The organism is Sphingobium sp. MP9-4, from assembly GCF_005281675.1.
In the GTDB taxonomy this organism is placed as follows: domain Bacteria; phylum Pseudomonadota; class Alphaproteobacteria; order Sphingomonadales; family Sphingomonadaceae; genus Sphingobium; species Sphingobium yanoikuyae.
Genome location: NZ_LUFI01000042.1, coordinates 1 through 13,319 on the forward strand (window position 1 = coordinate 1; position 13,319 = coordinate 13,319).

General features: G+C 66.4%; 16 protein-coding genes. 6 read left to right on the forward strand and 10 right to left on the reverse strand.

Annotated elements, in window-relative coordinates; translation table 11 throughout:
• Positions 1-203: 203 nt before the first annotated feature.
• The 8 genes from A0U87_RS14290 to A0U87_RS14325 form a co-directional block, all read right to left on the reverse strand.
• The gene (locus A0U87_RS14290; RefSeq protein ID WP_048939016.1) at positions 204-515 is read right to left on the reverse strand and encodes a YdeI/OmpD-associated family protein; all 312 of its coding nucleotides are present in this window, start codon (positions 513-515) and stop codon (positions 204-206) included.
• Between the two features lie 30 nt (positions 516-545).
• Entirely contained in the window at positions 546-1,061 is a 516-nt protein-coding gene (locus A0U87_RS14295) for a DUF2239 family protein (RefSeq protein ID WP_048939015.1), read from the reverse strand.
• 61 nt (positions 1,062-1,122) lie between these two features.
• Positions 1,123-1,905: an exodeoxyribonuclease III gene (gene xth, locus A0U87_RS14300; RefSeq protein ID WP_048939014.1), complete on the reverse strand. Its 783-nt coding sequence runs from the start codon at positions 1,903-1,905 to the stop codon at positions 1,123-1,125.
• Between the two features lie 71 nt (positions 1,906-1,976).
• On the reverse strand, positions 1,977-2,303 hold the full coding sequence (erpA, locus tag A0U87_RS14305; protein ID WP_004211010.1) for an iron-sulfur cluster insertion protein ErpA: 327 nt from the start codon (positions 2,301-2,303) through the stop codon (positions 1,977-1,979).
• Between the two features lie 82 nt (positions 2,304-2,385).
• Entirely contained in the window at positions 2,386-3,114 is a 729-nt protein-coding gene (locus tag A0U87_RS14310) for a M23 family metallopeptidase (protein ID WP_004211009.1), read from the reverse strand.
• A gap of 109 nt (positions 3,115-3,223) precedes the next feature.
• Positions 3,224-4,033: a ferritin-like domain-containing protein gene (locus A0U87_RS14315; RefSeq protein ID WP_137405649.1), complete on the reverse strand. Its 810-nt coding sequence runs from the start codon at positions 4,031-4,033 to the stop codon at positions 3,224-3,226.
• Positions 4,030-4,491, reverse strand: a complete 462-nt coding sequence (gene bcp / locus A0U87_RS14320) for a thioredoxin-dependent thiol peroxidase (RefSeq protein ID WP_048939012.1) — start codon at positions 4,489-4,491, stop codon at positions 4,030-4,032. The genes A0U87_RS14315 and bcp overlap by 4 nt, the downstream gene beginning before the upstream one ends.
• Positions 4,484-7,177, reverse strand: coding sequence for a bifunctional [glutamine synthetase] adenylyltransferase/[glutamine synthetase]-adenylyl-L-tyrosine phosphorylase (locus A0U87_RS14325; protein WP_137405650.1), 2,694 nt, complete (start codon positions 7,175-7,177; stop codon positions 4,484-4,486). The genes bcp and A0U87_RS14325 overlap by 8 nt, the downstream gene beginning before the upstream one ends.
• An 86-nt stretch (positions 7,178-7,263) precedes the next feature.
• On the opposite strand from A0U87_RS14325, the gene A0U87_RS14330 reads away from it, so the two are divergent.
• Together A0U87_RS14330 and A0U87_RS14335 are read left to right on the forward strand one after the other, a co-directional pair.
• Positions 7,264-7,455 (forward strand): hypothetical protein, encoded by a 192-nt coding sequence (locus tag A0U87_RS14330; RefSeq protein ID WP_048939010.1) that lies wholly within the window; start codon positions 7,264-7,266, stop codon positions 7,453-7,455.
• A gap of 84 nt (positions 7,456-7,539) precedes the next feature.
• Positions 7,540-7,854: a hypothetical protein gene (locus tag A0U87_RS14335; protein ID WP_107917654.1), complete on the forward strand. Its 315-nt coding sequence runs from the start codon at positions 7,540-7,542 to the stop codon at positions 7,852-7,854.
• Between the two features lie 6 nt (positions 7,855-7,860).
• Here the strand turns inward: A0U87_RS14335 and A0U87_RS14340 are convergent, their stop codons facing one another.
• Complete coding sequence (locus tag A0U87_RS14340) at positions 7,861-8,754, reverse strand: neutral zinc metallopeptidase (RefSeq protein WP_137405651.1); 894 nt, start codon at positions 8,752-8,754, stop codon at positions 7,861-7,863.
• 152 nt (positions 8,755-8,906) lie between these two features.
• On the opposite strand from A0U87_RS14340, the gene A0U87_RS14345 reads away from it, so the two are divergent.
• From A0U87_RS14345 to A0U87_RS14360, 4 genes are all read left to right on the forward strand, one after another.
• Positions 8,907-10,085: a DUF3734 domain-containing protein gene (locus A0U87_RS14345; RefSeq protein WP_048939007.1), complete on the forward strand. Its 1,179-nt coding sequence runs from the start codon at positions 8,907-8,909 to the stop codon at positions 10,083-10,085.
• Positions 10,082-10,873, forward strand: coding sequence for a 3-hydroxybutyrate dehydrogenase (locus A0U87_RS14350; protein WP_004210994.1), 792 nt, complete (start codon positions 10,082-10,084; stop codon positions 10,871-10,873). The genes A0U87_RS14345 and A0U87_RS14350 overlap by 4 nt, the downstream gene beginning before the upstream one ends.
• 94 nt (positions 10,874-10,967) lie before the next feature.
• Positions 10,968-11,834, forward strand: a complete 867-nt coding sequence (locus tag A0U87_RS14355; RefSeq protein WP_048939006.1) for an SDR family oxidoreductase — start codon at positions 10,968-10,970, stop codon at positions 11,832-11,834.
• Positions 11,831-12,745: a TIGR03619 family F420-dependent LLM class oxidoreductase gene (locus A0U87_RS14360; RefSeq protein WP_048939005.1), complete on the forward strand. Its 915-nt coding sequence runs from the start codon at positions 11,831-11,833 to the stop codon at positions 12,743-12,745. Before A0U87_RS14355 ends, A0U87_RS14360 begins: the two co-directional genes overlap by 4 nt.
• Here the strand turns inward: A0U87_RS14360 and A0U87_RS14365 are convergent.
• Complete coding sequence (locus A0U87_RS14365; RefSeq protein ID WP_048939018.1) at positions 12,742-13,314, reverse strand: hypothetical protein; 573 nt, start codon at positions 13,312-13,314, stop codon at positions 12,742-12,744. The two genes, A0U87_RS14360 and A0U87_RS14365, sit on opposite strands and share 4 nt — an antisense overlap.
• Positions 13,315-13,319 lie beyond the last annotated feature (5 nt).

Consider the following 13,319-nt stretch of genomic DNA (forward strand, 5'->3'; position numbering starts at 1 on the left):
CAAGTGGCTCTGGGGAACATGATCTTCCAGGCTGAAGCTGTAAAACAGCGCCTCCTGCATCACCGTCCAATCACCCATCATCAGCCTGTCTCCTAACAACAAAGCCAGTGAATCAGAACCGCGCCATCACTGCAAAGACCGGGTCCTCAACACAACCCACCTATCCCGGCCCTTCGGCGAGGGTTGAATCTGTCCACGCCGGCCTAGCGCCGCTTCCCCTTCCTCTCGATCAGCACCGCCTGTTGCCAGCGGCTCGGCGCCTTGTCGGTGCGGTGGATGCAGCCGGCCCAGCAGCAGGGCCGCTTCTTGCCCTCCTGCAATTCCTCGACAGTGCGCGCAATGCGCCGCGCGCGGGTCGCGGCCTGCTTGGCATCCTCGACCCAGCAGATGAACTCGTTGCGGCCAAGCGGCGTCAGCCCCTGCCACAGCGCGAAGATGCCGGCGTCGGCCCGGATCGCCGCCTGCATGTCATCGGCCGCCTCATGCACCATGCCCTGAAGGAAATCGTCCGTCACCCAGCCTCTCCGATCATTGCGATGCGCAGGCTAGGCGGAAAAGGCCGGCTCCGCCAGCGCCAGACCATGCGCCCGGATCGCGCCGGGCCAGCCTTCCGCCGCCGCCTCGAACGCCGCCCTGTCCCTGGCATAAAGCGCGCGGATCGCCGCTTCATAGCCGGCCCGGTCGCCCGCCATCGCGGTCAGGAAATGATATGCCGCGTCCATCGCCGCGCGGGGCGATGGCTTGTCCGCGCTCGCCTTCACCGCATCCTCGACCAGCTGGCGCAACGTGGCGGAGGCGCCGCGCGGCTGCGCCGCCAGCCAGTCCCAATGGCGCGGCAGCAGGGTGATCTCGCGCGCCTGCACCCCCATCTTGGGTCGCCCCCGCCCCCGCGGCACCGCATCGACCTGCAGGTCGATATCCACCTGCCGCCCGGTGCGATCGTCGAACAGCAGGATATTCTGCGCGTCGTCCCCCATGGCCCGCAGCGCCGCGCGCACCTCATCCTCGTCGCCGGTCGCGATCCAATAGTCGCCCGAAAAGGCCGTCAATGTGCGGTCCATACCGAATCTCCTTCGGCACGGTATTTATTACCCGGATATAATAGAGTCAATAATATCCGGATTAAATTCCGATATCGCGCAGCTCGACCCAGGTCGGCGCATGATCGCTCGCCTTTTCCCGGCCACGAAATGCCTTGTCGACCTGGGCATCGACCAGCCGGTCGGCCGCCGCCGGGCTCAGCAGCAGATGGTCGATGCGGAAGCCCGCGTCGCGCGGCCAGGCCCCGGCCTGATAGTCCCAATAGGTCCACACGCCCCCGGCCGGATGGCGGGTCAGGATCGAATCGGTCCAGCCGTCGCCCAGCAGCCGGCGATAGGCCTCCCGGCTTTCGGGCTGCATCAGCGCATCGTCGGCCATCGCCTTGGGCGAATAGATGTCCACGTCGCGCGGGATGACATTATAGTCGCCGGCCAGGATGGCGGGCACTTCCTCCGCCCAGATTTCCGCCGCCCGCTCCCGCAGCCGCTTCATCCAGCGCAGCTTGTAATCGAATTTCGGCCCCGGCTGGGGATTGCCGTTGGGCAGGTAGATGCTGGCCACCCGCACCCCCTTCACATCGGCTTCCAGATAACGGCTCTGCTCGTCCTCGGGCTCGCCCTCCAGGCCCCGGCGCACCTCCACCGGCTGGTCGCCGCGCGCCAGGATGGCCACGCCGTTGAAGCCCTTCTGCCCGTGCCAGATCACGCCATAGCCGGCATCCTCGATATCCTTGACCGGGAAGGTCTCGTCGGATGTCTTGATTTCCTGCAGGCAGGCGATGTCGGGCCGGGTCTCGTCCAGCCATTCCAGCAGGCGCGGCAGCCGCGCCTTGATGCCGTTGATGTTGAAGGTGGCGATACGCATAATGGACCTGTCCCTTTCGCTGTCCACCTCCCTTTAGAGAAGTGGGCTGCGTCTACAAGCCAATGCGCCGATCAGACCGAGAAGCTGGTGCCGCAACCGCAACCGGCGGTCGCGTTGGGATTGGTCACCTTGAACGCCGCGCCGCCCAGGTCCGACACGAAATCGACCGCGGAGCCGCGCACCAGATCCAGGCTGACATCGTCCACCACCAGCGTCACGCCATCGCGCTCCACCGCCAGATCCTCGGCCTCCACCTGCTCGGCCAGGCCAAAGCGATATTGGAAGCCCGAACAGCCGCCGCCTTCCACGGCCAGCCGCAATATGGCGGGCTTGCCCTGCTTGGCGGCGATCGCCGCGACGCGCGCGGCAGCGGAGGGGGTGAGGTCAATATCGGCCATGGCGCCTAGATAGGATCAAGCAAAAGCCCCGGCAACCCATGGGCGCCGGGGCTTTGGAAAAGTCGGGATCAAAAGCGGTCGATCAGTCGACGGCCTTTTCGTCCGCCTTGGTCGGGCCGCCCATGGCGACCGGCGGCTTGGTGTTCATCGCGATCAGATAGTCGGGACCGGCGACGAACGGGATCGGGTTGATCGCCGCGCCATCGACGCGGACTTCATAATGGAGGTGGCTGCCGGTCGAACGGCCGGTCGACCCCATCAGGCCGATCACTTGGCCGCGATGGACATAGGAGTTGGGCGCAACCAGCAGCTTCGACATATGGCCGTAGCGGGTTTCCATGCCATTGCCGTGCGAAATCTGGACCAGGTTGCCATAACCGCTGGCCCAGCCGGCGCGGCTGATGATGCCGTCGGCGGTCGCGTGGATCGGGGTGCCGATGGGCCCTGGAATATCGATGCCCTTGTGCATGCGGGCGCTGCGGTTGAACGGGTCGGAACGCACGCCGAAGTTCGAGGTCAGCGACAGCTTCTCGACCGGGCGGCCCGAGGGGATATAGGCCGCGGTCTTGGCGTTGCCGTCCATGCGCTGCAGGCTGGAAAAGATGTTGGAGAAGCCGACATCGGCCGGGCCGAGCGCGCTGGTGTTGATTTCCGAGGCGTCGCCATATGGATCATCTTCATCCTTGGCGTTGGCCGGGGCTGCGGCGCACATCACGCCTACCATGCCGACCATCCCGAAAATCTTGGCCGTCTTACTGGCCGATTGGAACCAACGCGCACCAAGCGCATTCACAGTACGAAGAATCAACATGCCGACCCCGACTTATGCCCGCGAAGGCTTTTGCCTCTCGTGGGTTCCCCATGTTCAATAAAATGGCGACCTAGATCGCCCCCGCTGGATGCAGACTGCAAATCGCCGCTCAGCTTGCAAGCGCGTCGTAGAAATCCCGCGTCAAACCGGCCTGCCGACGCGCCGAGTCGTTGAACGGTGGCTTAACGCTCCCCCGAAAATGGCGTTTCACAAGGATTTGGTAATGTTTGACGGGGTCTAGCCCCAATCGGTTCGTCGCCTGGTTGAACCATGTCGTCCCCGCCGACACATGGCGAATCTCATCCGTCATGATCCGCTGCAACATCTTTGCGGATATATGGTCGCCCACCCCCTCGAACCGCGCGATCGTCGATGGCGTGATGTCCAGTGCCCGCGCCTCCAGCACCATCGGCACCACGGCCAGCCGCGCCAGCGCATCAGCCGCCGTCTCGCTCGCCGCCTGCCACAGCCCGTCATGCGCGGGTAGCGCGCCATAATGGCTGCCCAGCTGCCGCAGCCGCCGGTCGAGCAGCGCGAAATGCATCGCCTCTTCCGCGCCGACCCGCATCCATTCGTCGGTGAAGCCTGTCGGAAATTCGCCGCCAAAGCGCCCGATCAGGTCGAACGCCAGGTCGATCGCGACGAACTCGATATGCGCCAGCGCGTGCAGCATCGCGATCCGCCCGCGATCCGTGCCCATCTTGCTGCGCTTGGGCATCTGCCCCGGCGGCAGCAGTTCGGGTGCATCGGGCCGGGCCGGCCGGTCGGGCATCACCGTGTCGAACCGATGCGCCAGCCGGCCCAGTCGCCAGGCCCGCGCCACCGCCCGCGCCGCCATCAGCTTGGCGGTCGGATCGGCAATGGTCAGCACATGGGCGCACCCTGCGCCCACGGAATCAATGGCAGGTGGCAGGGTCAAAGCGCCTTCGCCGCCTCCAGCACTTCGGCGGCATGGCCCTTGACCTTGACCTTGGGCCAGACCCGCACGACCTTGCCGTCGCCGTCCGCCAGGAAGGTCGCCCGCGCGATCCCCATATATTGGCGGCCATAGAGCGACTTTTCGACCCAGGTGCCGAACGCCTCGCAGGCCGTGCCCGGCTCGTCCGACGCCAGCGTCACCGCCAGCCCATATTTGTCGCCGAACTTCTGCAGCTTTGCCGGCTTGTCCTTCGACACGCCAACCACCGCGACGCCCAGCGCCGCGAACTCACCGGTCAGTTCGGTGAAATCCTTCGCCTCGCTGGTGCAGCCGGGCGTATCCGCCTTGGGATAGAAATAGACCACCACCGGCTTGCCGCGATAGCGCGCCAGGCTGAAATCCGCGCCATCCGCATCCTTCAGCGCCACGTCGGGCAGCATCGCCCCCTGTTCAAGCATCTTGATCCTCCTGATAGGGCGCGGCCAGCGCGCGCCATGCATCGCCGACGCTTTGCCGGGCCTTGGCATAGCTTTCAAGCAGCGCGTCCCAATCACCTGCGCCACAGGCCCGCGCCACCAGCGGCCGGGTCGCCTCCGGCGGCTCGGTCGACTTGGGCGATACCAGCCGCGACACGATCAGGAAGCGGGTGATCAGTTCCTGCGCCGGGATCAGCTCGGCGGGCAGATGACCGGCCGCCACCAGCTCGGCCAGCGCCTCGCCCAGATCCGGGTCAAACCCCAGGCGATAATGGAACTGGCTGATGTGGATCAGGAACTCGATGTCGACCAGCCCGCCGGGCACCAGCTTGACGTCCAGTTCGCTTGCCGGCGGCTTGTGCCGGGCAATATCGCCGCGCATCTTCACCGCCTGCCGCGCCAGTTCGTCGAAGTCGCGCGGCCGTTGCAACGTCTCGGTCAGGATCGCCTCCAGCGCGCTACGCGCCTGCGGCGATCCGAACACCGGCCGCGCCCGCGTCAGCGCCAGATGCTCCCAGGTCCAGGCTTCCTCGCGCTGATATTTGGCGAAACTGTCGAGGCTGACCGCCAGCAGCCCCTGCGCGCCCGACGGCCGCAGCCGCGTATCCACCTCATAAAGCGGCCCCGCCGCCGTCGACACCGACAGCGCATTGGTGATGCGCTGGCCAAGGCGGTTGAAATATTGGGTCGCGCCCAGCGACCGCGCCCCATCCGATTCCGTCAGGAAATCGCCGGTGAAGAGATAGACCAGGTCCAGGTCCGATGCGTGGGTCAGCACCCCGCCGCCCATCCGGCCGAGCGCCAGGATCACCATCTCGCCGCCCGGCACCTTGCCATGCGCGCTCTCGAACTCGGCCACGGTGGCGCCCGCCAGCGCCTCGATCGCCGCTTCCGCAACCCGGCCATAGCCGCGCCCGGCCTCCAGCGGATCGCCACCCCGCACGATCTGCACGCCCAGCGCGAAGCGGCGATCATTCACCCGCTGCCGCACCCGGTCGAGCAGCGCCTGATAATCCTCGCCCGCCTCCAGCGCGGAAAATTGCTGCGCCAGGACATCGACCGGCGGCACCGGGTCGAAGGCCGACGCATCGATCAGCCCTTCGAGCAGCTCGACCCGGCGGCTCAGCACATCGGCCAGCGCGGGCGCATGGCTCAATATCTCCGCCAGCAGTTCGACCAGCCCCGGCCGCGCGCCCAGCAGCTTGAAGAAGTTGATCGCGCTCGGCAGCCGGCCGATCATGTCGTCCAGCCGGTTGAGCGCCCGGCCCGGATCGGGCGCGGTGGCGAGCGCGGGCATCAGCACCGGCAACAGCCGCTCCAACGCCTCGCGCGACGCGCCGCTGCGCAGCGAGCGGATCGTGCCGTCGCGCCAATGGGCGACCCGCGCCGCCGCCCAGTCGGCATCGGCAAAGCCCATCTCCTTGAGCTGCGCCTTCAGCCTGTCCTCGTCATGCGACAGGCTGCCATCGTCGGGCGCGGCGGTCAGCCGGTCATAATTGGCGCCGACCCACTCGACATGCGACCGCAGCAGGTCGAGCAGCGCCGCCCCGTCTGCCAGACCATGCAAGCGTCCGACATTGTCCAGCGAGTCCGGGTTCTTGGGCAATTCATGGGTCTGGCGATCCTCGACCATCTGCAAGCGATGTTCGATCGTACGGAACAAGACATAGGCTTCGTCCAGCCGCGCAGCCACTTCCGCCTCGATCACCCCCGCCGCCGCCAGCGCCCGCAGCGCCGTGCGCGTATGGCCCGACCGCAATGACGGGTCGCGCCCACCATGGATCAACTGATGGACCTGCGCGAAAAACTCCACCTCGCGAATGCCGCCGCGCCCGCGCTTCAGGTCATAGCCCGGCCCGAATGCCTGCCCCTGCGCATAATGGTCGCGGATGCGCCGGCTGATGTCGGTGATCGCATCGATCGCTCCGAAGTCCAGGCTCCGCCGCCACACGAAGGGGCGGATCTGGCGCAGGAAATAGTCGCCCAGCGCCATGTCGCCCGCCGCCGGCCGGGCGCGGATGAAGGCGGCCTGTTCCCAGCCCATCGCGGTCGATTCATAATAGCCGATCGCCGCCTCCACCGGCAGCGCGATCGGCGTGGCTTCCGGGGACGGCCGCAGCCGCAGGTCGACGCGAAAGACATAGCCGTCGCCATCGCGCGCGTTCAGTATCTCGCTGACCCGCCGACCGATCCGCACCGCCGCGTCGGCCACATCCTCCCGCTCGCCATGCGGCAGGGTGGTGGGGTCATAGAGCAGGATCGGGTCGATATCGGATGAGTAGTTGAGCTCGCGGCTGCCATGCTTGCCCAGCGCCAGCACGACGAAGCCCTGCGGCACGGCATCGGGGTAACGTTCGGCAAAGGTCGCGGCCAGCGCCTCCGCCAGCGCCTGGTCGGCAAAGTCGGACAGGGTGCGCGTCACCCGGTCCATGTCCCAGGCGCCGGCCAGGTCGGCCGCCGCCGTCACCAGCGCGATCGCGCCGCGCCGCCGCCGCAGCGATTTGGCCACCCCATCCTCTGGCACGCCCTGCGCCTGTGCCGCTGCCATCGCCGCGTCGAAATCGCCCGTCGCCAGCAGCGCGACGACGGCCGGATAGCGGTCCATCTGCCGCGCCAGAAATGGCGAATGCGCGCGTATCCGCGCTTCCAGGTCGATCCAGTCCGTCACGCTTCCGTCTCCTTGTTGACGGCGATATCGCGTCCGAATGCGACGAAATCCAGAAACTTTTGGCTTACATGGCCGTTCTGTGTCTCATGGAAATGCAGCGCAAACCTCTTGGCCGATCGGCACCGGGACGGGACAACGGCGGCGCCCGCGTCGTCAATGTCGGCCTGCCCCTGCCCTATGAAGGCGTGGGCAAGGCGCTGCGGTCCAGCTTCTCCGCGCAGCGCGACACTCTGCCGGACGACATGCTGGCGCTGCTGGCAAAGCTTGATCAGCATTAACCAATAAAGCGCAGACATTTTTTCATGTCTTCCCGCTAAGGCCCGAATCTCTTTCCATTTTCAGGCGGGAATGCGGGTCAATCGATGATGTACAAGGTCTTTGCCGGCGGCACGCTGGTGGTCGCACCGATGATCGTCCTGGCGCTGCAGAATTTCGCGCCGCATCACCAGCCGGTTGTCCAGCCGGCAGCGGCGCCGGCTGCGATCGACATAGCCCCGGCAGCAGCGGCCGTTACACCACCGCCCGTCACCCCCAGCGCGCCGCAGAGCTTCGTCGCGCCGCCCGCTGGAGAACCGGTGGCAGACGCCGGCCAGCCCAGCATGGGCCTCGTCCACACATCCTCGGCTCACCCCGCCGTCTCGCCCGAACAGAGCGAGCCGGCGCCCGATTCTCTCTGACCGGCGTTATAGCGTCTCCTTGAACGTATCGCACTGGGCCGGATCGCCACTGTCCAGCCCCTTGCGCAGCCAGCTCATGCGCTGCTCGCTGGTGCCATGGGTAAAGCTTTCGGGCACGGGCCGCCGCCCGGCCGACTTCTGCAGCGTATCGTCGCCGATCGACTGCGCCGCCTTCATGCCCTCTTCCAGGTCGCCCGGCTCCATCAGGCCCGTGCGCTTGGCCCAGACGCCGGCATAACAATCCGCCTGCAGTTCCACCTTAACCTGCAAGGCATTGCCCTGCGCCTCGCTGGCGCGGCGCTGCTGCTGGTTCACCTGGCCCAGCGTGCCTTCCAGATCCTGGACATGATGGCCCACCTCATGCGCGATCACATAGGCCTGCGCAAAATCGCCCGACGCGCCGAAGCGGTCGCGCAATTCGGTGAAGAAATCGGTGTCGAGATAGACCTTCTGGTCGTTGGGGCAGTAAAATGGCCCCATCGCGCTCTGCGCCGCGCCACAGCCCGACGTGCCGCTCTGCGCATAGAAGGACAGGATGGTCGGCTGATAGGTCTGGCCCGCTTCCTTGAAGATCTGGCCCCAGACCCGCTCGGTCGATCCCAGCACCTTCAACGACCAATGCTGGATCTCGGTCAGCTTGCTCGCATCCTGGCTGCCCGCCGGCGCACTCTGCGGCGCCTGCTGCTGCACGCCGCCACCGCCGCCCAGCAGGCTGAGCGGATTGACGCCCATCACCGCCAGGATGATCAGCACCACGACGATGCCGCCACAGCCAAAGCGACTGCCGATCAGCGGCAGCAGCAATCCCAGGCCGCCCATCCCGCCGCCGCCGCCGAAACCGCCGCCGCGCCCGTCCTGCACCTCGAAATTGCTGCTTTCCTGTTCGTCGTCGAGCCGCACCCTGGCCTCCCTCGCATCCTGTTCCCGTGCCTACTGCATAACCGGCTGGCTGCAAACCATCGGCTGACGATGCACGTTCCATCGACGGGAAGGACTTTGTTACGAGACATTAAGTTGGAATGGCCGGACCAAAACCTATATTGCAGTGCGACATGGCCGACACCGAATCCCGACCGCGCCGCCGCGCCACCACGCCCCTCCCCCTCCCCCGCGAAGTCGCATTGCTGTTGCAGGGGGGTGGCGCGCTCGGCTCCTTCCAGGCTGGCGTCTATCAGCGGCTCGATGAACTGGGGGTCGATGTCAGCTGGGTCGCGGGCATTTCGATCGGCGCGGTCAATGCCGCGATCATCGCTGGCAACCCGCCGCACCGGCGCCTGAGCCAGCTCAAGAAATTCTGGCTGACCGTCTCGGGCGGCATGCCCAACATGATCCTGCCGGAAATCGACCATATCCGCGAAGCCGCCCATCTGATGGCCGCCGGCACGGTCGCGACGCTGGGCGTGCCGGGCATGTTCCGCCCGCGCCTGTGGCCCGCGCCGCTGATGCCGGAAGGATCGGCCGGCGCGATCAGCTTCTATGACAGCGCGCCCTTGAAGGAGACGCTCGACGCCTGCGTCGACTGGGATCTGCTCAATGACGGGCCGGTCCGGCTGTCGGTCGGCGCGGTCGATGTCGAGACCGGCAATTTCGCTTATTGGGACACGCGCGGACCGGGCGGCAACACCCGCATCGACGCGCGCCATATCATGGCCTCGGGCGCGCTGCCGCCGGGCCTGCCCCCGGTCGAGATCGATGGGCGCTGGTATTGGGATGGCGGCATCGTCTCCAACACCCCGCTCGCCCATGTCCTCAACCACCAGACCGACGACATGCTGGTGTTCCAGGTCGATCTCTTCCCGGCCGAAGGGCCGATGCCGCGGCAGATGACCGATGTCTATTCGCGCATGAAGGACATCCAGTATAGCAGCCGCACCCGGCAGGTGACCGACCAGTATCTGCGCCTGCGCCGCGAGCATGGCGCGATCAAGGCGCTGCTCGACAAGCTGCCGCCCGAATTGCAGGACGGGCCGGAGGCGCAGAAGCTGCGCGACATGCTCGATGGCGGATCGGTCAACATCGTCCACCTCATCTACCGCACCCGCGCCTGGGAAAGCGGCGCCAAGGATTTCGAATTTTCCCGCGCGACCATGCTCGACCATTGGAGCCAGGGTCGCGAGGCGGTGGAAGAAGTGATGCACAAGGGCGACCTCATCGCCCGCAACATTCTCGACGGAAAGAGCGCGACCTTCGATCTCGACGCGCCGGATCATCTCAAGGAGAAAATGGCATGAGCAAGTCCCTCGCTGGCAAGACCGCCCTGATCACCGGTTCCACCTCGGGCATCGGGCTTGCCTATGCCAAGGCGCTGGCCGGCGAAGGCGCCAATGTCGTGATCAACGGCTTCGGCGATGCGGACGGAATCGAGAAGGAACGGCTCGGCCTTGAAGCGCTCTCGGGCGCCAAGGCGCTCTACAGCGGCCATGACCTGACCAAGGTCGATCAGATCGAGGCGATGATGAAGGAAGCGGCCGATGCCTTCGGCGGCATCGACATCCTCATCAACAATGCCGGCATGCAGCATGTCGCCCCGGTCGAGGAATTCCCGCTCGACAAATGGGATCTCATCATCGCGCTCAACCTCAATGCCGCCTTCCACACCACGCGCCTTGCCATCCCGTACATGAAGGACAAGAAGTGGGGCCGGATCATCCAGACCGCCTCGGCCCACTCGCTGGTCGCCTCGCCCTTCAAGAGCGCCTATGTGACCGCCAAGCATGGCCTCAACGGCTTCACCAAGACGGTCGCGCTGGAAGTCGCCACCTTCGGCATCACCGCCAACTGCATCTCGCCCGGCTATGTCTGGACCCCGCTGGTCGAAAACCAGATTCCCGACACGATGAAGGCGCGGAACATGACCCGCGAGCAGGTGATGAACGACGTGCTGCTCGCCGGCCAGCCGACCAAGCAGTTCGTCACCGCCGAACAGGTCGCCGCCACCGCCCTCTATCTCTGCAGCGACGCCGCCGCCCAGATCACCGGCGCCAATCTCTCGATCGACGGCGGCTGGACCGCCCAATAAGCACCATCGCCCGGTCGATATGACCGGGCAGGCGATTGACTCCCCTTCCCCCTTGGCCGCGAACTGGCGGTCAAAAGGGGAAGAGGATCGCGCCATGGCGCCAGACCAGTGCCGCATCACCGATCAGGTCGCCATCGTCACCGGCGGCGGCGCGGGCATCGGCCGCGCCATCGCGCTCGCCCTGGCAGAAGCCGGCGCCGACATCGTCATTGCCGACATCATCCCCGAACGCGGCGCGGAAGTGGCGGCGCGCATCGCGGAGCATGGCCGCGCCTGCCTCGCCATCCCGACCGACATGGCCCAGCCCGATCAGGTCGCAGCGATGGTGGACGCGGCCCAGGCCCGCTTTGGCCGGATCGACATCCTCGTCAACAATGCCGGTGGCGTCAGTCGCAAACCCTTTCTCGACCAGAGCGCCAATAGCTGGCGCCGCCATATCGACCTCAACCTCGTCTCGATGCTCGCCGCCACCTCGGCCGCCGTGCCGCACATCATCACGGGCGGGCGCGGCGGCGCCATCATCAACGTCTCCAGCATCGAAGGATCGCGCGCTGCGCCGGGCTATGCCGTCTATGCCGCGTGCAAGGCGGGAATGAACAATTTCAACCGGACCATGGCGCTGGAGTTGGCCGATCATGGCATCCGCGTGAACGCGATCGCGCCCGATTTCACCACGACGCCGGGCACGCGCGGCAATCCCCCCGGCCCGGTGGACGAAGCGACCTGGTTCCCCGTGCCGCCCGCCATGGCCGATGCCACCGCCCGCCGCATCCCGCTGCGCCGCCCCGGCATCGACCACGAATGCGGCCAGGCCGCCCTGTTCCTCGCCTCGCCGATGAGCAGCTACATCACCGGCACCATATTGCCGGTCGACGGCGGCAGCTGGGCCTCGTCCGGCTGGGTCCGCAATGCCGCCCGCCAATGGGTGCTGGTCGAACCGCATGGAGTGTCCGACGCATGAAGATCAACGTTCCCCTGCCCTTCGACCATACCGATCTGCCGGACGAATTCGGCACGATGGCGGCGGTCGCGGAAATCGGCCGCACGGTGGAACAGGCCGGCTTCCACGCCGGCCTCGTCACCGACCATCCGGTGCCGACCGGTCGCTGGCTCGACGCCGGCGGCCATCATGCCCAATCGCCGTTCGTCATGCTGGCCCTGCTCGCGGCCCACACCACGACCCTGCGGCTGCAGACCGGCATCCTCGTCCTGCCCTATCGCAATCCCTTCATCGTCGCGCGCGACATCACCACGCTCGACGCCTTCGCCGGCGGCCGGGTGACGCTCAGCGTGGGTGCCGGCTATCTCAAGGGCGAATATCGCGCGCTCGGCGTGGACTTCGATCAGCGCAACGAATTGATGGACGAATATCTGCGCGCCATCCGCACCGCCACGTCGGGCGAAGAATTCGCCTTCGAGGGCAGTAGCTATCAGGCGTTCGGCAACCGCATCATTCCCGGATCGCCGCAAAAGCCCGGCCTACCCCTCTATGTCGGCGGCAATGCCAAGCGCGCGATCCGCCGCGTGGTCGATCTCGCCGATGGCTGGAACCCCTTCTTCACCGCCGGCGGCGGGGTCAACAGCGCCACCACCCGCACCGCCGCGATGGAGAATGAGGAAGATCTGAAAGCGGGCATCGCCTATATGCGCGACTATGCGGCGCAGGTCGGTCGCACCGCATTACCTGACGTGATCCTGGGCGGCGTCAACAAGCCGGGCGAGAATCTTTCCAACCAGCAGATCGTCGATCGCATCGGCACTTATGCGCAACTGGGCGTCACCGCCTGCGGCGTGACGGTCAAGGGCCGCACCCGTTCCGAATGGTGCGACAATGCTGCCCGCATCGGCGAAGAGGTGATCGCGAAAATCTAGGGAACGCCGATCACCGTTTCGGGCTGCTCGGGATAGGCACGCAGCAGCGCGTTGCACAGTGCCGTGGCGGCACTAGCCCGCTTGTCGGCCGGGCGGACCGTCACCGCGCTGCCGCTCCAGATCACCGCCGCGTCGCCGCGCCGATGCAGGCGCATCTCCAGCTCGGTGCGTTCCAGCGCGACATGGCGCGTCTTGCCGGATGGCACCGCCAGCGAGAGGCTCGATCCGACCGCGCCCGACACGCCGCCGGGCATCAGGTCGGAATTGCTCTTCTCGACCTTGCCGGTCCCGGTCCCGACCTCGGACGCGCGAATGACCAGTTCCATGACCAACGCGGCATGGCCGTCGTCGAGCAAGGTGAAGCCCTTGTCCGACAGGGCCAGGGTGGCCGCATCGACAAAGGCATCCGCCGCGCCCGCCTGTCCGCTCGCATCCTCTTGCATGGACACCGATATGGTGCCGCCGCTCGGCACATCCGCCGCCGATGCCATCGCCGGCAGCAGCAGCGCCGCCGCCATCAGCATGGATCGCGCCCATTTCCGCGCGCCAGGCAATCGCTTCTGATCCATCAAGG